Below are 21,795 nucleotides of genomic sequence, written 5' to 3' on the forward strand. Positions count from 1 at the left end.
GTCGTTGGTGATAGCCAAGCAAGTGACGAGATATTCAGATAGTAAGCAGCCGCAAATATGCGGCTGTTTTGTTTTTATACGCTGGTGTTCTTAATCTTTAAAAGATTTATGACAGTCTTTACAGCCTTTTGCCCAATCTTTAAATGCAGAAGCAATCAGCTTTTTGTCACCAGAGTCAGCTGCAACAGCCAGTGCTTGAGCATACTCGGCAAATTGCTTGGCTTTACCATCGAACTCAGCTCTGTTTGACCAAACGGCTGGTAAAGCATCAGTATTGCCTTTGTCAGAACCGTCAATGAATGCTTCCCAAGGCATTTGCGATAATTGCGCAGCATTGTGAGCACGTTGTTTAAATACTTCAGCATCAAATGGTACTTTGCCTTTTAGCATGTCGCCCATATTGCCAATCTGGAAACGGATCAATTGGAAAGACGCTTGGCGGTATTCAATAGCATCTTCAGCCGATTCAAACATAGTGTTAGCTTGCGCTGTTGCTGCAAGACAGCTAAATAGTGTGACGGTAAGTAGTTTCTTCATAGTAAACCCCTAATGATTTTTCCCTATTTTCAATGTAAATTACAAATATAATCAAACAATTGCGATAAGTGCCCTGTGACGAAGGCAACGAGTTTCAAATAATCAGCTCTCGATATCTTTGAATATCATGCCCCTGCGCATACTGCGGGTGGCAAGAAATATTTCTCCAAGCAAAGAGACAAACGCGCCAATAAGCAGCACCATAGCGGCGATAAAACAAGACGATAAAGTAATGCCCAATGGCATACTGTACAAGTGTGACATGAACAGCAGCATAACCACTGCACACACAAGCAACGCACTGAGTACACTCATGCTAAATGCAACGTGAATAAAACGAGACCGTTTTAACAGTGCGCGCATTTCACGGCTAAAGTGCATTTTGAGTTCTTCATCTTGCGTGGTATTAATCTTGCGATCGAGTAAACGCGCCCTATCCGTGATCCGTGCTAAGCGGTTTGATAGTACCCCTAAGGTCGCAGCAATACCCGTAATTAAAAATACAGGGGCAACGGCGGTTTGGATAACTTTGGCCATCGTGAGAATGCTAACGACTTCTGGATTCATATAGTTACCTCGTTAATTCCAGTTTAGTTTTGATAAGGTGTTGGGTTGCTCACCGATGAGGGTTTGCATCACTTGGTTGCGTTCATCAAGCAAGATGACTCTAGGAATGCCTTTATTGGCATACGTGTTGTAAATATCTCGATTGGGATCGGCAACAAAATGGATGGGCAATTGCATGGTTTCGTTGAATTGCTCAAGTGTAATGTTAGTTTCTTCTCGACCAATGGCAACGATGGTTAACTCGGCCTGGGTGAGTAATTCAGATTGTTTTAGTTCACTCAATAAGCGTTGCGAATCGGAGCACCATGTCGCGAATAAAATTACCAACTTTTTGTGATTAGCATCGAACCTAACGGCTTGGTTTTTGATATCCGTAAATTGCAAATGTTTAAAGGTGTCGCCAGTGTGGATATAGGTCTGATAGCCATCGTCTGCTTGTGGTAGCGCTTCGTTAGAGGCCTTGCAGCCGCTTAATCCGGTAGCGAGTACGGTGCTAAGTAGTAACATTTTTATTGTTGTTTTCATGCCTATCCCTTGATTCCATGTCGGTGTTTTTGAAGTCTTGCGCACATTTCAGTATATTGCCCGACTTAGATGATTTCTTAAAGTCCAATTTCTTATAGCCGTTGATATGATTTATCTTTCTTTATTTGGGCTTGCTTTTATTGCCGCAACCTTATTACCTGCGTCGTCGGAGCTGGCGCTAAGTGGGTTCGTTGTGAAACAGCAAGGCGAACTGGTTTGGTTATGGCTGGCTGCGACAACAGGTAATTTACTAGGTAGCTGTGTGAACTATTATCTTGGCTGGTTTATCGCTAAGTGGCGGAATAAGCGCTGGTTTCCGGTTTCTCAACAGCAATATGATAAGGCTTGTGGACTATTTAATCGTTACGGTAAGTTTTCATTGCTATTTGCTTGGCTACCCATAGTCGGAGATCCTTTGACTGTGGTAGCGGGGTCTCTACGGACCTCTTTTGGGTGGTTTTTTGTGTTAGTCGCGCTCGGTAAAGGCGCCCGTTACGCACTGGTGATTTACCTTGCCTTACAGGTGATTTCTTAATACCAGAAGGCAAGGAAGTGCATATCAGGGTCTTATCGCTTAGTTTAGCTTCTGTACCAATCAAGCGTGAGTGACACTGAGTCAGCAAACCGTAAAGCGTGCGGTTTATCTACGGTGACTTTTGCATACGTCACGTCTTGATGTTGGTGACATTCAGCAAGTATGTCAGCCACTAATTTCTCAAGTAACAAAAAATGCCCTTCTTCTACCAGTGTGATGACAGCTTTGGTCACCGTTTTGTAGTTAAGCGCGTGAGCCACGTTATCATGATCTAAACATGCCGTATCCGCTGGGTAGTGAATTTCAATATTGATCACGACATCTTGCTTTTTTTCCCGCTCCTCGGGATTAAAACCAATAAAGGTACGCAGCCTTAAATTCGTCACCTTAATAATGGCGTTCGACATAGCGTGCTTATCCTTTCACTAACTGTAAGAATTCGTTGCGGGTTTTGGGATCGCTTCTGAAGTTACCAAGCATGACAGAAGTTCGCATGCTAGAGTTTTGTTTTTCAACCCCACGCATCATCATACACATATGTTTGGCTTCAACGATCACGCCAACGCCTTTTGCGCCAGTGACTTCCTCAACGGCCTGAGCGATTTGATGAGTCAGCTGTTCTTGAATTTGAAAACGACGGGCGAACATGTCAACAATGCGAGCAAATTTAGACAAGCCAAGCACTTTACCGTTAGGTATATAAGCGATGTGACAACGACCAACGAAAGGTAGAAGGTGATGCTCACACATAGAGTACAACTCTATATCTTGGACCAGCACCATATCATCGGCATCCGAGCTGAATACCGCGTTATTGGTGATTTCATCCAGTGTTTGACGGTAGCCCTGAGTCAGATATTCCATCGCTTTCGCTGCGCGCTTTGGCGTATCTAATAATCCTTCGCGGTCTGCATCTTCACCCACGGCTTCAATAATCGTTTTATAACTCTGTTGTAATTTGTCTTGCATAATGCGTTACCTCAAATGGCGGCCACCGTCGATTTGTACCGTGCGTCCTGTCATATAGTTGCTAGAGAGTATCATGTCGACACTATTGATAACTTCTTTGCTACCAGGCTCAATTCCCATAATAGACTTTTTCAAGGTTTTTGCCTTGTACTCATCACTATCGTCTTGATTAAAGATGATAAGAGAAGGTGCAATGCTATTCACTTTGATGTTAGGTGCAAACTTAGCGGCAAATGACCGAGTTAAGTTATCTAATGCAGCTTTACTAGCGGCATAGGCAATGTGTTTTGGACTGCCTTTTTCTACTACATAGTCAGTAATATGGATCACATCGCTGACGTTATTCCTGGCTGTCAATAAGTCGCTCAAGGCATGATTGATCAAATAAGGGACTTTAGCGTGGATCCGCATCATATTGTCGAATAATGCTGAAAAATCAGGGTTGTTGGCTTCACAATCCCAGCTCGATGCATTGTGGATGATGGCACTGAGTGCGTCGGTATGGGCACGAATTTGGTTGTTGAGTTGCGTGATAGCTTCTGGTTCATCAAAATCAGCCTTGATACAAATGGCACCTAGCGATTCTAGTTCATCGATGACTTGGTGTTTGGTGCGATACGTCAATATGACGGCTTGCTGTTTAGCGAGAAAGTGCTTCACCAAAGCAAGTCCAATGCGCTGTGCGCCACCAGTAATTAAAATAGGTGCAGCTGCTGGGCTCATACGTTAATCACCTTGTGAATTGAGAGATTAGGGTTGGCAGGACGAATAATGGGTTATCTCCTGCCAACAATACTATTGTTCGTCGTATACCGTAGGAATTGGTTGACGCTTGTGTTGTGTGCGCTGATAGATGGCAATAAGCTTTTCGCTCACTTCACTGCTTACGGGCTTACCTTCAAGGAAATCATCAATATTGTCATAGCTTAGTCCCAGCGCTTCTTCGTCGGAAAGGCCTGGACGGTCGCATTCGAGATCTGCTGTCGGTACTTTATGTACTAGTCCGGCAGGTGCCCCGAGAAAAGCCGCTAGTGCGCGAACTTGGCGTTTTGACAGGCCAAACAAGGGCGCTAAGTCGCAGGCGCCGTCACCAAACTTGGTATAAAAGCCCGTGATGTTTTCAGCGCTGTGATCGGTGCCGACTACTAAACCGCGAGTCAGGCCTGCTATTTCGTACTGCGCTACCATGCGCTGGCGTGCTTTTACGTTTCCTTTAATAAAATCTACGCTGGCTTGTGATGGTAATTGAAGGTTGCCACCTTCCATTGACGCAAGCGCTTGCTCGTGCATAGCATCCGCCGCAGGTTTGATATTGACCGTTAAGCGCTGACTTGGCTGGATAAACTCAAGCGCAAGTTGCGCTTCATCTTCATCAGCTTGAACGCCATACGGTAAGCGCATGGCAATAAATTTATAAGCCCCAGTACCATGTTCAGCATTGAGTTCATCGATAGCCAGCTGGCATAGGCGTCCACAGGTTGACGAATCAACCCCTCCGCTTATGCCAAGCACTAGGGTGAAGCAGCCAGAGGCTTGTAATCGTGCTTTTAAAAATGAGACACGTCGTTTGACTTCAAATTCTGGGTCAATAATTGGCTGAACTTTCATTTCGGCCATGATTGCTTCACGCATACTGGTTCCTCAATACTATCGGGGCGATAAACTTCTATTATGTTGGTGCTGACGCGCTTTTTAAAGCCCTAAATGTGCTTTGATGGTGGCGAGCTCTTGCTTTAATTGTTCGATCTCGGCAATCAAGCTTTCGATTTCGCTGTCATTTTGTGTGCAGGTTATGGGTTCTGCCGACGTTGCTTCTGGTTCAACGACTTGATCGCCAAACAAGTGTTGATATCGACTTTCTCGTTTTCCAGACTCTTTGGCAAGCTTAACCACATAATCATGTTCTTGCATGGCACTTAATGTCGATTCAACGTCCTGTACGGAGCTAAATTCTGCGAGACGGCTGCTGCGGGTGCGCAGTTCACCTGGGGTTTGTGGTCCACGCAGTAACAATAAACAGATAATCGCTTTTTGTTTTGCGTTGACTTTTAGGTAGCCAAAATCACTGTTACAAAAGCGCTGGCTATACTTGTCGACGCGACCAGACAGTGCTTCATCACAGGTAATTAAGCGTTTTTCTTGTAGGCGAGTCAGTGTGTCTAGCACGTCATTTTGAGAGAGTTCCATCACCGGCTCGCGATTCGACTTTTGATTGCACGCATTCGTGAGGCCGTTGAGTGACATCGGATATTGTTCTGGGGTGGTGACTTGCTTTTCGATTAAGCTACCCAGTACACGTTGCTCTTGAGTATCTAAGTGCATCACTTTCCTTATTTTTGTTGTTGCTGAGATGAATAACACCATCTTGATAGTAGCAATATAACGCCAATATTTAGTGTAGCAAAGTGCGTGAACTAATTTTGTTGGGCCGCAGGCGAAGGTGCCTGAGTTATTTGCTGAGGTTTTATTTGCAGAAGTTTGGCTTTTAGCTCATCAAAGTCAATCGGTTTGGTGAGGTAGTCATCCATACCAGCATTGAGGCATTTTTCTCTATCACCTTGCATCGCGTTGGCGGTGAGTGCAATGATCACGCTATTTTGATGGATTTTTCCGGCAACACCTTGGCGGATCTGCTGTGCTGCCTGATAACCATCCATCACTGGCATCTGACAATCCATTAGAATTACATCGTAAGGATTGTTAGTTGATTGCAAGTGTGCAAGTGCTAACTCTCCATTTTCTTGACAGACTACTTTTGCACCTAAACGTTCTAACATCGTCATCGCAACGGTTTGGTTTATCCGATTATCTTCCACCAATAAGATTGAGCGTGCTAACAGAGGGTCTGCATTGATAGGCGAGTCGGTTTTGACGGATTTCGGCTTGTCTGGATCTTGATAATCAGCGTTGAATACCTGAAGTGCTGCATATGGTGTGATAGGATAGTACACCCGCTCACAGGAGGAAAATAGCGAGAGCGTTTCGCTACTTTGTTCTTCGACAGCAACCACATGAACGATCTGTTGTTGTGTTAGCAGCGTTTTGAGTGCTTGTTGTTTTTTCCGCGGCGCGGCATTGAGTAACTTGGCATCCAAAATAACAGCAAGATGTGAGGATGGCTGTTGTAGTTGTGTCATGAGCATATCAAGTTGCTGCACGTATAAGCACGTGATATGCCAAGGCTTTAGTAGTTTACCGTAGTCTTCATTGATTTCGCTTAATATATATAACGTTGAATTATCAGACTTTTCATGCGCGGTAATGGGTTTAGCTGCTGTTAGTAGTACATTACAGGAAAACGTGCTGCCAACGTGCTCTTTACTAAATGCTTGTAGGTCGCCACCGAGCAATTGAGACAATTGCTTTGCAATGGTGAGACCAAGCCCAGTACCACCATATTGCCGAGTGGTTGATAAATCTGCTTGGGTAAATGAATCAAACACTTTATTGAGTTTTTCCTTTGAAATACCAATACCGGTATCTTCTACACTGCACCATAACCGAGTTTGATCGCCCGTTTGTTCGGTATGGCAGCTTAATGTCACTGAACCATCATGGGTGAACTTAATCGCATTGCTTAGCAAATTATTAAGGATTTGTTTGAGGCGATTAGGATCTGTTTGCGCAGTATGGACTTTCATGCCTGACAGATCGATATGTAGCCGGTTATTGTTGGCATCAGCGGCGTGCACAAACCCAGACAGCATATTACTTAACATCTCGATAAGATCGAACTCAACAAATTCTATCGTTAGCTTACCAGCCTCAATTTTGGAAAAGTCGAGAATGTCATTAATGATGGTGAGCAAGGATTTCGCTGAACTATGTGCCAAAGAGAGCTGGTGGTGTTGAGTCGAAGTGAGTTGTGAGTGCATGACGAGCTCAACCATGCCCATGACGCCATTGAGTGGAGTGCGTATCTCATGACTCATACTTGCTAAAAACTCAGCCTTCATTTTTGCGGATTGCTCTGCTAAATCTTTATCAATGATAGCTTTATTTTTCGCTTTCTGATGGGCTTTATTGATAAAAAGGCTTCCTAACATGGCGGCGATAGACTTTATTAAACGGATATCGCTTTGACCCCAAGCTGGACTTACTACGTCGTACTCGGCACAAAGTACTCCTAAAGTTTGGTTTTTATGACTGATAGGGCAGCAAAGCATCGCCTTAATTTCAAAAGGTTCAAGGTACGTTGTGGTGAGGGCCATCGTTGCAGGGTGGTTTTCAGCTTGCTCTGCCGCAATTATTTGGCCACTCTCAATTGCATTGAATAACGCTGGCGCTATTGCTTTTCGCCAAGGAGGAAAGTGCTCTAAGTTATCCATCGCTGCAGTTGTAAAACACACCGGGATCAGCTGATTTTTATCCTCATTAAATTGCCAAATGCTGACTTTATTAACCTCCACTCCTTTTTTACAGGTATCTGCACAGAGTGTGAGTGCCTTACTGAGATGGTTATTGAGGATGGCTTCGTGAGAGCTCAAATGGGCAAGGAGCTCATTATTTTTGGCGAATTTATCATGTTCCATCTCCATTATTTTGCGTTTATGGATGTTTTGAATGGAACCAAAAATGTGGGTAGTGCGTTTGCCACTGCGAATAGCGCGTGCTTTCACTAGCACCCATAAGTCATCCTGATTTTGGGTTTGGATGATAAATTCTTCTTCGAACTCATGGCCTGCTTTTATAAGTGCATCAACACAGTCTTGCAAGCGCTTTCTGTGTATACCAGCTTTGAAAAACTCTGTGGTATTCATCCAAGAGGGCTGAAATTGCCTTGGCACGCAGAAAATACTCCGGGTGACGTCCGACCAAATAATATCGCGTGTTTTGACGTTAATTTCCCATGCACCAACTTCTGCGAGTATGCCCATATTGGTAAGTGATAAAGCATTGCGTTGAAGTTGCGATAGCAGTCGAGTGATAAAGATAAATGCGGCAATAAAGATGATAATCAGCGCGATGATAGCTAAGCGAAAAGGCCATACCGCGGTTGCCGCTGGTTGCCAGCCAACGCGAGGCACGGCGTAGAGTTCCCATTCACCGGAGGGCACGTTAACACTAAATGCGATGGGGGCAAGTGAGTGTATATTGCTGTTGCCATAAAAGTACTCTCCTTCTCGACCTTTGCCATCGACGCCTTGAATCGCTAACAGATATTGACTTTCTAATGCGGTAAAATTTGCTTGTTGATACAAGCCATCCATATCGAGTACGACAGAGAGCAATCCCCAGAAGTGAGTTTTGTCGGTGTAAACCGGAACTCTTGCGATTAAGCCTGTGCCTCCTTGAAGCAACTCTAGTGGGCCTGCCATCACGATTTCGAGACTCTCTTTGGCGAGTAATGCACCGTATTTTTGCGTCGGATGGGTTTGATAGTCTAGGCCTATGGCTTTTTCATTGCCTTTTAAAGGATAAATATAGTCGAGCCGCATATTTGGGGCTGCCCCGATATTGCGAAGGATTTGGCTACTATCGAATAAGGGTTTTGCGAGCTGTTCGAAGCGAGCTTGAGAGAGCTCGGATTGACCTGAAAGGGCAATGCCTAGCCCTCTGACAAGTTGTACATTTTTCGCCAAAATTCCTTCTATTTTGGTGCGGTAGACATTCACTTCCTCGGTTGAGCGGCTCTTCTCTATCGCGATTAAGCGGCGATAGTTTACTTGATCAACATACCATGCCACCGCGATGATCACGACTAGCAAAAGCCAGAAGCTACATTTCACAAAGCGAAATTTAAGTGGTGATGTCGATAGTTCAGAGATCATGGTGCTTCTGTGTTGAAGACGATGATTTAACTATAGTTCAGTCCTCGCAAAGCGAAATCTAATTAAACAAAATAAAATGCTTTAACTTGATTGTCTTATCACTGTGACAAAGTCGAGAAAATTGGTTTATTAGCCAATGACATGCTATATCTTCTAGGCATAAATTAGCGCTGGATACATTGTTAAGGGATGGTCATGCTTACTTGGATTAAACGAATTGTTGTCGCTCTGCTGCTACTGGTATTGCTTGGCACTGCAAGTATATACGGCTTGCTTGCGCTGAGCTTGCCCACACTGGATGGTAAAGGAAGTACATCGGAGATAGATAATACAGTGACGATAGCGCGAGATGCCATGGGGCAAGCCGTGGTGTCGGCTGACACCCGAGCTGATGCATCGTATGGATTGGGTTTTGCGCATGGTCAGGACCGTTTTTTTCAAATGGACTTGCTGCGTCGCAATGCTGCAGGTGAGTTGAGTGAGTTATTTGGCTCGGCGGCCATTAACCTTGATGAAAGCATGCGTTTCCATCAATTCAGAAAACGGGCAAAGCTTATCTTGATGTCCTTACCTGAGGCGCATAGACAAATCCTTGAGCGTTATACACAAGGGGTGAACGATGGGCGAGTACAATCTGGTTTCACCAGTTTTGAATACCTGCTTCTAGGTGCAACTCCTGCACCATGGCAGCCAGAAGACAGCTTACTCACTATTTTTAGCATGTATCTAGACTTGCAAGCGGGTACTTATGAGCGCGATGAAACCCTAATTGCGCTTAAGCAGCAATACGGCCAAGGTATGCTCGATTTTATCTTGCAGCCCAGTCAATATCAGGCTGCTTTGGATAACAGTGTAATAACGGCATCTCCGGTCACTATTCCTGCATTACAGCAGCAAATCGTGCAAGCTCAGCCATCACATATTGCCGATGTGCCGCTTTACGGCAGTAATAATTGGGCGGTAACAGGTGCGCTCACAAAGACAGGGGCGGCAATGCTATCCGATGATATGCACCTTGGCTTAAATGTGCCGTCGATTTGGTATCGCGCCCAGCTGAATTATCAGGAGCAAGGCAGTGCATTTCAGGTAACTGGGGTGTCGTTGCCGGGCGCTCCAGCCATTGTTGTTGGGAGTAATAATCGTATAGCGTGGGGGTTCACTAATGGTTATTTAGATACTGCCGATTGGATTGAGCTTGACGCAGACGCCAAGACGCAGTTCATTGCTGAAGAAATTAAATTGCCTGATGGCAAAAGCCATACCTATCAATTGGAAATGAGTGCGTTCGGTCCCGTTAAACAACTTGGAGATAGGAAGCTAGCACTGAGTTGGGTTGCTCATCAACCCTATGCGGTAAACCTTGAGCTTGTGCAACTTGAGCGATTAACCGAAACTCAGCAAGCGACAGCGCATGCCAAAAAGGTGGGGATCCCAGTACAAAACTTGATGGTGGTAGACAGTAAAGGGGCAGCCGCTTGGACGCCGATGGGGGCTATTCCTGCACGTAAAATGGCTCATGACACGGCGTTGAATACAGAGCAATATGAGCAAGCGTGGCAGAACAACGAACAAGTTCGCCCGGTTGTGCAAAACCCTGAAAACGGCAAATTGTGGACGGCCAATTCTCGCGTGGTTTCGGTTGCAGATAATCAAAGGTTTGGTGATGGCGGCTATGCGTTAGGTGCACGTGCCGTGCAGATCCGCGATGGACTTTTAGGTCAGCAACAATTTACGGAAGCGGATTTCTATCAGCTGCAATTGGACAATCGCGCCAAGTTTTTAGCGCCGTGGCACGAGCACTTAGTATCCTTATTGCAGAATCAACATTCCCCATCTTTTGAAAATGATATTTCGCTCCTCAATGACTGGCAGGCGTGTGCTTGTGCCGATTCAGTCGGTTACACCTTAGTGAAAGCCTATCGCAATGCACTGATCGACACACTTTACGCACCCTTGGAACAGCACTTAAACACGCAAAAATTGTCGCTGAAGCCGGTTAAGCGCTATCTTGAGCCTGGACTCTGGCAGCTCTTAACCGAACAACCAAATAGCTGGTTAGGCGAGCATGATTCTTGGGTTGAGTTAGAGCTGGCTGCTTACAAGCTCGCCAAGCAGCAACTTAGCGAAAGATATGGCAGTAATATGGCAGCTTGGCGTTGGGGGGATGTGAATGCACTCAAGGTGCAGCATCCGTTTTCAAAACAAATGCCAATGCTGAGTGGTTTGTTAGATATGCCAACCGCACAAGCCTTTGGTGATACCTTTATGCCTGCGGTGCAGGGTAAATCATTCGGCGCGTCACAGCGCTTTATCGCACAACCTGGTCATTTACAAAATGCAATTTTAACGGTTGCTGGTGGACAAAGTGAACATCCTTTATCGCCGTTTTATCGGTCAGGCTTTGCTGATTATGCCGAAGGGGAGAATACCCCCTTGCTACCTGGTGAATTAACTCACCAGATAGTGATCACGCCTAATTCGTCTAAATAAAACCAATTGTGTATGAGGGGGGTTAACTTACGCCCTCCGATACACGCAAAATCGGTGCTGCGGTAACACGGTTTCGACCTGAATGTTTGCTGTCGTAAAGTGCGGCATCCGCATGTTGAATGACAACCTCAAAAGATTGACTAGGGTCCCAATTTGCAACGCCAAAACTCATGGTGACTTTAAGAATGTCGTTTTCAAAACTGGTGGCTTCGACAGCTCGTCGTAATTTTTCCATACGCTGCATTGCTTCTCCACTCGAGCAGGGCGCCAGCACGATTAAAAACTCTTCACCACCCCAACGAACGGCAATATCTGCAGGGTGAATATGCGCTTTGATTGTTTCGGCCACACTTTTTAAAATTTGATCTCCTTTGTCATGGCCAAAGGTGTCGTTGATTTTTTTGAAGTGGTCAATATCGGCCATCACCAAGCATAAAGGTGAATGAGTGGAGATGCAGTTTTCTTTAGCATGGGTGATTAGTTCGCGCGCATAGCGGCGGTTGAACATTTGCGTGAGCGGATCGTTTGCGGCGAGTTCTTCTAATTTGTCTCTTTGTTGCACCGTCATCTTACGTATGTGGCTGATCGTGTAGATCATCGGAATGCCACATATAAGCACATTGGCAAAATGCACATAGGGAATTAACTGTTGATAGCGATACTGATAGGCAATATCGCCGAATAACAACTCTAAGAAAGCGAATAGCGTGATCAGCACAACGGAATAAATAACGGCGTTACGTAACCTAAGCTGATAATCTAGCAGCATGAGGCAAGATACTGTCCAGAGATAGTATTGAAATCCGAGTGACATGCCTAAGTAGGCACACACCAGTGTCGCATGTATGGCGACTTCAAGGCAGAAAACCCGCAGTGCAATCGAGGGTTTACTCGCATCAATGAGCTTAATGCCTGTATACCACATTAGCACACTACCCACGTTTACCAAGGCAAGTATGTTCACCTCTAAATGCCAGAATACACCAATAAGCCCAATGTGCAGCCACATGCAGTACACAGCCACGCGTCGTAATAATGCAAATTTTAATGCTTCTACTTGGTCTGGTTTGCTATAAGGGTGGTATTTAGTCAAACGTAAGCTCTTGTGGTATTCACAATAAAATAAGTATAGAAGCTCTATTTTGATTTGCCGTCTATTTGACCTAAGCTCTGGTTATTCGCTCAGCATCCAGCAAGGTTCGCTGTAGTAGAGTGAGAATTAGGTAGATAATAAAAGCTTTGGAGTTGATATGTCTGTAGAAAAAGCGCGGATCACGCTATGTAACCTAGAAAAGCCTGACTATGATCAGGTTAAATCATTAATGGATGAAGCCTACCCAGATCTCGGTGGTGCGTGGCCTAGTCATACGATATTTAGGTTGATTGACCAGTTTCCTGAGGGACAGATCGGTGTCAAAGACGGTGATCGTCTCGTCGGTATTGCGCTTAGTGTTCAAGTTGACTATCAAACCTTTTCTAACCCGCATACCTATGAAGACATCGTTGACGCGCATAGCCGAATTTTTAGTGATAGTAATGCCGATGCGCTGTACGGGCTGGACGTAGTGATAGCGAAAAGTCATCGTGGTCTACGTCTTGGTCGGCGACTGTATGATGCCCGTAAAGAGCTTTGTCGTCAGTACAACTTGCGTGCGATTTTAGCGGGTGGTCGTATTCCGCTTTATAAGCAATTCCGTGGCAGTATGTCGCCAATGGAGTATATAAACAAAGTCGATCACAAAGAATTACACGACCCCATTCTAAGCTTCCAACTTGCAAACGACTTCCAAGTAAAGCGACTGCTTAAACAATATCTGCCGGAAGATCAGGACTCCGAAGGCTATGCGACCCTACTTGAGTGGAATAACATACTATTCGAGCCTACAGATACAGTGATCGAAAGTAAGAAAACCATCGTCAGAGTGGGGGCAGTGCAGTGGCAGATGCGCCGGGTGGAATCGGTAGAGGAGCTAATGAAGCAGGTTGAGTATTTTGTGGACACGGTCTCGGATTACCAAAGTGACTTTATCCTTTTCCCTGAGTTTTTTAACGCGCCACTAATGGGTCTCGGAAGCTATAGAAATCAGACCGAAGCTATTCGTGCGTTGGCGACGTATACCGAGCAGTTTAGAGCCGCTATGTCGCAAATGGCGATTGAGTACAATGCCAATATTATCACGGGCTCTATGCCGCTACTTGAGGGCGACAAGCTCTATAACGTCAGTTACTTATGTCATCGCTCCGGCAAAGTGGATGAACAACGTAAAATTCATATCACCCCTCACGAAGACTACGATTGGGTTATCAAAGGCGGTGATAAAATTGAAGTGTTCGATACGGATGCTGGTCGGGTAGGGATCCAAGTATGCTACGACGTGGAGTTTCCAGAGTTATCGCGGATCATGGCTGAAAAAGGGCTGGATATTTTGTTTGTACCATTTTGGACTGACACGAAAAACAGTTATTTAAGGGTGAGGCACTGTGCGCAAGCTCGTGCGGTTGAAAACGAATGCTACGTGGTTATCGCAGGAAGCGTTGGCAACTTGCCACAGGTAGAAAGCCTAGATGTGCAGTACGCACAGTCGGCGGTGTTGACGCCATCGGACTTTGCTTTTCCTCATGATGCCGCGCTCAACGAAGCAACACCAAATACGGAAATGCTGTTATTTAGTGACTTAGACTTAGATAAACTCAAAATATTGCATAGTGAAGGAACGGTGCGTAATTTACGAGACCGAAGAAAAGACCTGTATTCTGTGGAGTTGAAACAAAAATAGTATGGCGTGGGTTTATTTAATTATGGCTGGCCTGTTTGAAATAGGTTGGCCCGTTGGTCTGAAAATGGCTCAACAAGCCGATACTCGTTGGTTAGGCATAGTGATAGCCGTTGGTTTTATGGCCTTGAGCGGCTGGATGTTATGGCTGGCGCAAAAGCAAATTCCACTGGGTACCTCGTATGCTGTGTGGACGGGTATTGGCGCGGCAGGCACATTCTTGGTGGGTATCTTTTTCTACGGTGACCCAAGTAGTTTTATGCGCTACTTGGGCGTGTTACTTATCATCAGTGGGGTTGTGGTACTTAAGTTAGCATAACCAAAATAGCCGCGACGGCGATGAGTAAGAGTCCCATTGAGTCGCGCTTCTTTACTGGTGCTTTGAGCCATAAGAATGAGATAAGTAAAGTGAAAAACACTTCGATTTGGCCGAGTGTTTTCACGTAGGCTACATGCTCAAGGCTCATTGCGCTAAACCAACCTATAGAACCTATGCAACTGCTAACACTAATGGCCAGCGTCAGTTTGCGGCGTTGCCACAGTGCGCGCCAAGAGTGTGGCTCGCGCATCGTCAAATACATACTCAACATTACAGTTTGGCAAACCAGCACTAACAATAACACCCAGGCTGCACTGTGGGGGAAAGGTAGGCCCGATGCGATACTGGCTTCACGCACCCAAAGAGAAGTAAGCGCAAAGCTTGTTCCACAGGCAAGTCCCACTAGTGCAGTTTTACCATTGAAAGCACGCAGGCTAAACCCACTCAATAACAACACCGCGATGGCGCCGATAAAGACACCAAACCAACCGAGTAAAGTTAAGCTTGAGCCAAAAAAGAGTACGCCCAAAATTGCCGCCACGAGAGCCTCACTCTTCGCAAGTCCAGCGCCTATGGCGTAATTATTTTGCTTAAATAGCACCACCATTAATCCTGTCGCGATGATTTGCATGACACTGGCACCCAGCACAAAGGCTAAAAAGTCATCGTTAATGACGAGCGATTCTGCAGGGGCGATCTGATAAAGACTCCAAAGATATAGCCCCGCAAGTGGGCTGGCTAAAATAAATCTTGCGAGGGTAACGCTGGCTGTGGAGGCGCTTTCACTCAATTTGCTTTGAAAAGCATTTCGCCAAGCCTGAGAAAAAGCCGCTAGCAAAGTGAACAAAATCCACATGAAAGGTGACTCTACAATGCTCGAATGTGTATCAGCATACCGGATAGGAGCGGGTCTGAATAAATGAATTATCGTGATAGTGAAAATAATTCAATGTGTATCAAGGTGCTAGGGAGCAACTCTTGTGGTTGGCGTACTGCGACAATTTGCCACATGTTCAATTTTCAGTATCACGATATGATTAACGTCGATGCTACAAGATTGGGCCATAGGTTAGGGTATTACGTATTCACTTATGGCTTTTCTTTTTAACGCTATTCTGCTCTACTGAGTTGAATAATCAAAAGGTTGAAGGAGTATCTTGTGGGTATACTAATCATCTGTGCAATTCTTGCTATCTTACTGCCTTATTTTGCCAAAATTCCTGTGGCAGTGGCAATGAACAAAGAAGGGGGCTATGACAACAAGCACCCGCGTGAACAACAAAAGAAACTAACTGGGCTGGGGGCAAGAGCACTGGCCGCACATCAAAACTGTTTTGAGTCATTAGCCGTGTTTGCTGTCGCCTTGGCCGTTGCGTTTGGCACCCAAACCTACACTCCTCTAGTCGAATGGCTAGCCATAGGCCATATTGTCGCTCGAGCATTATATTGTGTGCTGTATTGGGCGAATATTGACGTGCTGCGCTCCATCGTATGGGCGCTAGGACTCGGCTGTGCTATCGCCATTACTGTGGTGTGTGGTTTATAGTCGTCCTTTGCGTGACTCTACATTCAGGTCAATTGAATTAACTCTGCTGAAATCTCTTTCACTTCAGCAGAGTTAACCTCCAACTGTGCCAATGCTAAGTTTGCGATACGCACTCGATATAAATCGATCACTCGATAACCACAGTGATGTGCCATTCTTCTTATCTGGCGATTGAGGCCTTGGCGTAACACTATTCTAAAGCGGTCATGTGCGATTTGCTCAACGGTACAGGGGAGTGTCATTTGGCCCTTCACAGGCACGCCTGCTGCCATTTTAAGGCAAAAACCTGGGTCCAGAGGCTTGTCGACTTGCACCTCATATTCTTTCTCTTGATGATGGTCAGGGTGGATTAACTGCTGACACAGTGCCCCATCATTGGTGAGTAGTAGTAAGCCTCGACTGTCTTTGTCTAGCCGACCTATCGGATACACACGACACGATTCTGGTAGCACATGGTAGATACTGGCAGGGTCATTTGGATTCACTTTGCAGTCTATACCAACAGGTTTATGGTAAACAAAGAGTCTTCTCGCTTGCGGCGGCGCGACCGATTCACCCTCGACCATAATGCAATCGGTCAAATTGATGTGATCTATGTGATTGGCTAAGCGACCATTTACGGTCACTCTTGCGGTATCAATTAAGCGAGACGCTTGTCGCCTAGAGCAAACACCGCAGTGGCTGAGATATTTAGCCAACCGCATCGGATAGGACATAGAGACATTCACATGATCAAAAAGAGATAACAGCGCGTATTGTAGGGCAACAGACTGTTTGGATCTATACATGGGGGAATATCAATGGCCATTGCGTTTTCAAAGTTAAAACAGCATCAACCGCTGCAAAAGGTAATAGTGCATTCCATTGATTTAGCGCTTTATCAAGTCAGCGTGCTTATTAATAACGTGGAATATTATGTCACGGAAGAAAATGGCGAGTTTTTAAAAGCACATAACCCGCTGCAAATTCAAAAACGCCTGCTTGATATTAGCTACATGGAAATGGTGATTAGGCATCAAAGCGCTTATGACGAGATGGTAGGGCACCCAGTATCAGCCGATGACAATACATTGGAAGTGCCCTTTGGTCGTAATAACCTGTTTTAAGCGTTATCTGTGTTTCGTGAGTACTTCACTCACCGCGGTTGCAAAATCGCGTTGGTGAGCGATCCCCATGTTAATCAATCTGGTGTCTTTTAGGGCACAATTTTGTGGTCTTGTGGCATCGTCACTCGGTTGGCTCAGCGGCACGAGATCTTGCGTCGGTAGCCGCAAAGCCTGCGCCATGACCTGCGCCATTTCATACTTAGTTAATGCTTGATTGCCACTGATATGAATAATCCCACCAAGGCTAGGCTGTGCGATAACATCTTTGAGCGTTAGCGCAATATCATTAACATGGGTGGGGTAGCGAATGGCCCAATGATCGTGACTTGAAGCGGGGTTGGCTAACAGCTGTTTTGCAATAACGGTTACCGCAGATTCTTCCAGCGTTTTTACCTCGCCGTATAAAACTGGCACTCGTACTATGGTGTGTAATGCGCTGTCTGCCAGTATGGCACGCTCCGCAGCTTGCTTGGTTTGGCCGTAGAAGTTCACAGGATTAGTGATATCTGTTTCAACATAAGGTGCTGAGGTGCCGTCAAACACATAGTCAGTACTAATAAAGAAAAATCGAATATCTCTTTCTCGGCAGGCTTGGGCTAAGAACTCGGTTGCTGCAACATTGAGCGCAAGCGTCGCTGCTTGATCTCGCTCACATTGCTCTGGCCTGCGCTCTGCTGCTGCGTGAATAAGTATCTCTGGGCTGTGATTATCTAAGAAATCTAAAACCGAACTGTGGTCAGCCAAGTCAAGTTTGTGAAGTGGCGCGGCTGCTCGGCTAAAGCCACATCCTAAAATCTCGTGGGTACTACTTAGCTCTTGGCAAAGTGCGCGGCCCAATAAGCCCGTTGCACCAGTGATCATGACTTTAGACATAGAAAACAGCATCCTTTTTTAAAAGAGCCAGTACAGTAGCAAAGTCGGAAGAAAAACTACAGATTTGTATCAGATTACGCTAAGGTTGAGATAAGGCTAAAAAAGGGACAAAAAATGAAAAAAAATATTTTGCTAGCTGGTTTGTTTACGTTGAGTGTGCAAGTGAATGCGACCCAAATATTTGCGAAAAATAGTGATTGTGTCATTGATGAAAGTAAAGCGCCCATTGAAATATACAAGCAAAGCTCAAAGTCAATGCGTTTGTTGGGGGGACAAGAGGCGAGTAATGGTGAGTTATCGGATGTTGTCACTGTGCTGTTTGACAATGTTAGATTGTCACTATTTGACGCATTATCTGAAGAAGCTAAAGCATTTGAGAAAGGTATAATTATTAAAAATGCTTCATTTAAAAGAACGGCTGATGGGTGGTCGAAAAGAGCTGTTGTATCCGGGAAAGTTGTAGCTCAGCCCGTTTTATCTTGCCATTATACTGAAGTACTTACAGCAAAAAACACTGAGCTGATATCTGGTGCTGTTTTTTCATCCAAACCAACGACCCATTCAATTACTTATAACACAACGATTGATCCGAACAAAAGTCGACTCAAGCTAAAGCTAACAGAGGTACTTGATACTTCTGTTACTACGGACCAAGTATTTGGTATTAAGCTCGGAGACTCTTTTTCACAAGCGGAAGAAAAAATAGGCCGTTTTACGATGCAATGGCCTATTAATGAATATCAAAAGTTTGCATTTATTGGTCGCAATAACGTGTTTTTATTTGAACATGATAAGCTCGTCGGGTACCAATATGCATTCAATCTTCTTCCTATCAGTCTTGCAAATCTAATTGATATTTATGATGTTGCTCTTGCGACACCACTAAGTCACCAGCAAACTCAAATTGCAAACCGTGACTTGGATGAGATGACGGTTTCTGCACTTAAAGAAAAGTTTCCTGACATTAAGTTTTTTGTCGAGGGTAGATATACTACCGATCCGAAGACCAAATTATCTGCCCTAACCATAGGCAAAACAGAGATTGCGAAACCAATCGCTCCTGCATGCTGGAGTGGTCAAGAAGACATCGGAGCTTTTATTACAAAGCATCAGGGTGGCTTAATGCAATGGCGTGGCATAGATAAACAAACGCTATTTTACACTGGGTGTAATCAGTTAATTGAACAAAGCCAATTTGGCCGAGTGATAGGAGTTAAGCTGCTAGAGAGTTGGTCGTTAAGTAATGCTAATTTATCTGGATTGACCGTGATATCGAATGTACTTACTCCTTGGCAATTCTATGGGGTGAATTATCTTGACCCTGAAAGTCGCGCATCTCAAATAGGTTCGATTGAAAATCTATATGGCACGATAGAAGTAGTAAACTCTGATTGGGTTGGCCACTTCAAATCTTATGACGGCCAGCTTGTTTCTGCTGAGTTTGAGAAGATGTAGAAGCCATTACTCCTACATCTCCAATTCGCTTAAGCCGTTTGCTCTGTCAGCGGCTTTTCAGATTGCTTTTCCCAATGCTTGGTTTTTAGACCAAGTACACCGACAAATACACCAATACCGATAGTAAATAGCGCAATTTGTAGGTATAGATTTGGTAAGTCTTCGATATTATTAGGATCAAAGCTACCAGCGAGCAGGCCCGAGAAGATATTACCAATTGAGTAAGTGAGTACGAAAACCCCCATCATTTGCCCAGCAAAACGTTTGGGAGATAACTTACTTACAGCGCTCAACGCCACTGGGCTTAAGCAAAGTTCACCCACGGTGTGTAGAAAGTAAGTGGTGATCAACCACATTGGTGCTACTTGTAGGCCTTGGGCAGCATATTGGGAAGCGAAAAACATCACAATAAATCCGCTCGCCATGATGATCAGACCAATCGCACATTTCACGCTATAGGTTGGAGTGATCATGCGCTTAGCCAAGTTAATCCAAAGCGCGGCAAAGAAAGGGGATAACACGATAATGAAGAAAGCGTTGGCTGATTGGAACCAAGCGGTTGGAATACTAAAACTGCCGACTAATCTGTCTGTGTAATCGCGGGCAAATAGATTAAGCGAAGAGCCAGCTTGTTCAAAACCAGACCAAAAACAAGTGGATGCAACGCAAACCAAAAAGAGTGCCCACATCCGGCGCTTTTCATCGGCATCAAGATTACCGCCAAAGTAGATATAACCGTAATACAAAAAGAATGTGACAGTAAAAGCAATCGCAACATATTTTGCGAGCTCTACAGGATTAATCACAAAAACACCTGAAAACGCCGCTGCCGTTATTGCTGCAACAGCCGCAATGACTAAAGCTATCGCACCCCAAGCTTTAGTACTTTGACTCCCCGTCATTGGGTTAGTTGGCGCATTGCCAACGGTAGCGATGTGTTTGTCTGTTAGGCGATAATTGACTAAACCGATTGCCATGCCTACCGCGGCTGCACCAAAGGCCCAGTGCCAACCAACGTTTTCCATAAAGTAACCACATACCGCATAGCCGATCACTGACCCTAGGTTGATCCCCATATAGTAAATCGCGTAGCCGCTGTCACGGCGGTTATCTTCATCGCTATAAAGCTGGCCAACCATAGCGCTAATATTGGGTTTTAATAAACCAGTCCCACTGGCAACAAAGATAAGACCAACAAAAAAGGAAAATTGGCTTGGGATGGCAAGAATGATGTGGCCGCACATGATGATAATGCCGCCGTACCAAACTGCACGTTGGCCACCCAATAAACGGTCTGCTATCCAGCCTCCCGGTAGACCTAAGAAATAAACCGAACCAGTATAGAGGCCATATATTGCGGCGGCGGAGGCAACGGTGAAGCCAAGACCTTCTTGCTGTAAGGTGGCCGTCATGAAAAGTACTAACATGGCACGCATGCCATAATAACTCATTCGTTCCCACATCTCGGTGAGAAACAAAGTCTGCAGGCCTTTTGGATGACCAAAAAAGCCTGTATCACTTGTTGTGTCCTGTGATGACATATTTCACTTCCATTATTATCGTTTTTTGGAAGTCAATATTAGTACGTTATTCAAGCACCGAATGCAACCGCATGAAAGGAAACATTACATCATCTTTTTTAACATTTGTATGTCATCGATTTCCACATTGGGCAATCCTTTGTACTGGTATGGCGCAAAGTGATTGCGAAGCCAAACACTAGGGCAGCCGGCACGGTGTGCTCCTTGCACATCGGTATCTAAGCTATCGCCAACATGCAGAAGTTGATGTGGTGCAAGGTTAAAATGCTGGCAGGCAAGCTGGTAAAGTTCAGGATGAGGCTTGGCGCGGCCATCAATACCAGCGCGAAGTACTAAGTCAAAACTGTCTCTAAGGTTAAACTTCTCGACCTCGACATTGCCATTGGTAATAGCAATGATGTGATACTGCCGGCGCAACTGAGCAAGTAGACGGATGACAGCGTCGCTGACCGTAATATTACTGCGGGCATCGGCAAAGGCTTGATAAGCGTGTAGCGCGTGCTGTTTACTTGTTGCGGTATCAAACCCCAATGCAGTGAAGCCCCACTCAAGTGCCACTTGACGCCACTTTGTCACATCTTCTGCAAGCGCACTGTTTTGTTTGAGCGCTTCGTTTCGACATTGAGACCAGAATGATCCCCCTTTCGCTTGCCACTCGGGAATAGCATTCAGGTGCGCTGTCATAGCGTTAACAGCCGCAATGATAACAGGCCTGTTGTCGTATAGCGTATCGTCTAAATCAAAACTGATGGCGGCAATGTCTGAAATGGGCTTATTGAATCGCATT

Annotated in this window: 22 protein-coding genes; 7 read left to right on the forward strand and 15 right to left on the reverse strand. The window is 45.2% G+C overall.

Annotated elements, in window-relative coordinates; translation table 11 throughout:
• Positions 1–90 precede the first annotated feature (90 nt).
• The 3 genes from JJQ94_RS05555 to JJQ94_RS05565 form a co-directional block, all read right to left on the reverse strand.
• The gene (locus JJQ94_RS05555; RefSeq protein WP_010378096.1) at positions 91–537 is read right to left on the reverse strand and encodes a c-type cytochrome; all 447 of its coding nucleotides are present in this window, start codon (positions 535–537) and stop codon (positions 91–93) included.
• 102 nt (positions 538–639) lie between these two features.
• Positions 640–1,104, reverse strand: coding sequence for a DUF2721 domain-containing protein (locus JJQ94_RS05560; protein ID WP_017219384.1), 465 nt, complete (start codon positions 1,102–1,104; stop codon positions 640–642).
• Positions 1,105–1,116: 12 nt separating this feature from the next.
• The gene (locus JJQ94_RS05565; RefSeq protein WP_099031409.1) at positions 1,117–1,629 is read right to left on the reverse strand and encodes a TlpA family protein disulfide reductase; all 513 of its coding nucleotides are present in this window, start codon (positions 1,627–1,629) and stop codon (positions 1,117–1,119) included.
• Positions 1,630–1,735: 106 nt separating this feature from the next.
• On the opposite strand from JJQ94_RS05565, the gene JJQ94_RS05570 reads away from it, so the two are divergent.
• On the forward strand, positions 1,736–2,164 hold the full coding sequence (locus JJQ94_RS05570; RefSeq protein ID WP_099031408.1) for a YqaA family protein: 429 nt from the start codon (positions 1,736–1,738) through the stop codon (positions 2,162–2,164).
• Positions 2,165–2,208: 44 nt separating this feature from the next.
• On the opposite strand, the gene folX is transcribed toward JJQ94_RS05570, so the two are convergent.
• The 6 genes from folX to JJQ94_RS05600 form a co-directional block, all read right to left on the reverse strand.
• Positions 2,209–2,571, reverse strand: coding sequence for a dihydroneopterin triphosphate 2'-epimerase (gene folX / locus JJQ94_RS05575; RefSeq protein WP_010378103.1), 363 nt, complete (start codon positions 2,569–2,571; stop codon positions 2,209–2,211).
• Positions 2,572–2,578: 7 nt separating this feature from the next.
• A complete protein-coding gene (gene folE, locus JJQ94_RS05580) occupies positions 2,579–3,133 on the reverse strand; it encodes a GTP cyclohydrolase I FolE (protein WP_099031407.1) in 555 nt (184 codons plus the stop codon).
• 6 nt (positions 3,134–3,139) lie between these two features.
• Positions 3,140–3,856 carry a dihydromonapterin reductase gene (gene folM / locus JJQ94_RS05585; protein ID WP_099031406.1) on the reverse strand — a complete coding sequence of 239 codons (717 nt, stop codon included), beginning with the start codon at positions 3,854–3,856 and terminating at the stop codon, positions 3,140–3,142.
• 72 nt (positions 3,857–3,928) lie between these two features.
• Positions 3,929–4,765, reverse strand: a complete 837-nt coding sequence (nadE, locus tag JJQ94_RS05590; protein WP_099031405.1) for an ammonia-dependent NAD(+) synthetase — start codon at positions 4,763–4,765, stop codon at positions 3,929–3,931.
• Positions 4,766–4,825: 60 nt separating this feature from the next.
• A complete protein-coding gene (locus JJQ94_RS05595) occupies positions 4,826–5,455 on the reverse strand; it encodes a YceH family protein (protein ID WP_099031404.1) in 630 nt (209 codons plus the stop codon).
• A 92-nt stretch (positions 5,456–5,547) separates the two neighbouring features.
• Complete coding sequence (locus tag JJQ94_RS05600) at positions 5,548–8,904, reverse strand: ATP-binding protein (RefSeq protein WP_099031403.1); 3,357 nt, start codon at positions 8,902–8,904, stop codon at positions 5,548–5,550.
• A gap of 195 nt (positions 8,905–9,099) precedes the next feature.
• On the opposite strand from JJQ94_RS05600, the gene JJQ94_RS05605 reads away from it, so the two are divergent.
• Positions 9,100–11,394 carry a penicillin acylase family protein gene (locus JJQ94_RS05605; protein ID WP_099031402.1) on the forward strand — a complete coding sequence of 765 codons (2,295 nt, stop codon included), beginning with the start codon at positions 9,100–9,102 and terminating at the stop codon, positions 11,392–11,394.
• A gap of 22 nt (positions 11,395–11,416) precedes the next feature.
• On the opposite strand, the gene JJQ94_RS05610 is transcribed toward JJQ94_RS05605, so the two are convergent.
• The gene (locus JJQ94_RS05610) at positions 11,417–12,487 is read right to left on the reverse strand and encodes a GGDEF domain-containing protein (protein WP_099031401.1); all 1,071 of its coding nucleotides are present in this window, start codon (positions 12,485–12,487) and stop codon (positions 11,417–11,419) included.
• Between the two features lie 157 nt (positions 12,488–12,644).
• Here JJQ94_RS05610 and JJQ94_RS05615 point away from each other — a divergent pair, with 157 nt between their 5' ends.
• Positions 12,645–14,171 carry a carbon-nitrogen hydrolase family protein gene (locus JJQ94_RS05615; protein WP_099031400.1) on the forward strand — a complete coding sequence of 509 codons (1,527 nt, stop codon included), beginning with the start codon at positions 12,645–12,647 and terminating at the stop codon, positions 14,169–14,171.
• 1 nt (position 14,172) lies between these two features.
• A complete protein-coding gene (locus JJQ94_RS05620) occupies positions 14,173–14,487 on the forward strand; it encodes a DMT family transporter (protein WP_010604216.1) in 315 nt (104 codons plus the stop codon).
• Here JJQ94_RS05620 and JJQ94_RS05625 read toward each other — a convergent pair.
• Positions 14,474–15,343 (reverse strand): DMT family transporter, encoded by an 870-nt coding sequence (locus JJQ94_RS05625; protein WP_099031399.1) that lies wholly within the window; start codon positions 15,341–15,343, stop codon positions 14,474–14,476. The two genes, JJQ94_RS05620 and JJQ94_RS05625, sit on opposite strands and share 14 nt — an antisense overlap.
• A 303-nt stretch (positions 15,344–15,646) precedes the next feature.
• Between JJQ94_RS05625 and JJQ94_RS05630 the strand changes: the two genes are divergently transcribed.
• Positions 15,647–16,033 (forward strand): MAPEG family protein, encoded by a 387-nt coding sequence (locus JJQ94_RS05630; RefSeq protein ID WP_099031398.1) that lies wholly within the window; start codon positions 15,647–15,649, stop codon positions 16,031–16,033.
• 23 nt (positions 16,034–16,056) lie between these two features.
• Here JJQ94_RS05630 and JJQ94_RS05635 read toward each other — a convergent pair whose 3' ends face one another.
• Positions 16,057–16,749 (reverse strand): pseudouridine synthase, encoded by a 693-nt coding sequence (locus JJQ94_RS05635; RefSeq protein ID WP_099031426.1) that lies wholly within the window; start codon positions 16,747–16,749, stop codon positions 16,057–16,059.
• 84 nt (positions 16,750–16,833) lie between these two features.
• Here JJQ94_RS05635 and JJQ94_RS05640 point away from each other — a divergent pair, with 84 nt between their 5' ends.
• Positions 16,834–17,139, forward strand: coding sequence for a DUF6482 family protein (locus tag JJQ94_RS05640; RefSeq protein WP_099031397.1), 306 nt, complete (start codon positions 16,834–16,836; stop codon positions 17,137–17,139).
• 3 nt (positions 17,140–17,142) lie between these two features.
• Here JJQ94_RS05640 and JJQ94_RS05645 read toward each other — a convergent pair whose 3' ends face one another.
• On the reverse strand, positions 17,143–18,012 hold the full coding sequence (locus JJQ94_RS05645) for a dTDP-4-dehydrorhamnose reductase family protein (protein WP_099031396.1): 870 nt from the start codon (positions 18,010–18,012) through the stop codon (positions 17,143–17,145).
• Positions 18,013–18,126: 114 nt separating this feature from the next.
• Between JJQ94_RS05645 and JJQ94_RS05650 the strand changes: the two genes are divergently transcribed.
• The gene (locus tag JJQ94_RS05650) at positions 18,127–19,467 is read left to right on the forward strand and encodes a hypothetical protein (RefSeq protein ID WP_099031395.1); all 1,341 of its coding nucleotides are present in this window, start codon (positions 18,127–18,129) and stop codon (positions 19,465–19,467) included.
• A gap of 29 nt (positions 19,468–19,496) precedes the next feature.
• Here JJQ94_RS05650 and JJQ94_RS05655 read toward each other — a convergent pair whose 3' ends face one another.
• Complete coding sequence (locus tag JJQ94_RS05655) at positions 19,497–21,008, reverse strand: peptide MFS transporter (protein ID WP_099031394.1); 1,512 nt, start codon at positions 21,006–21,008, stop codon at positions 19,497–19,499.
• Between the two features lie 84 nt (positions 21,009–21,092).
• Positions 21,093–21,794, reverse strand: coding sequence for an HAD-IA family hydrolase (locus JJQ94_RS05660; protein WP_099031393.1), 702 nt, complete (start codon positions 21,792–21,794; stop codon positions 21,093–21,095).
• Between the last annotated feature and the right edge of the window lies 1 nt (position 21,795).

It is taken from the genome of Pseudoalteromonas sp. GCY (assembly GCF_016695175.1).
Taxonomy (GTDB): domain Bacteria; phylum Pseudomonadota; class Gammaproteobacteria; order Enterobacterales; family Alteromonadaceae; genus Pseudoalteromonas.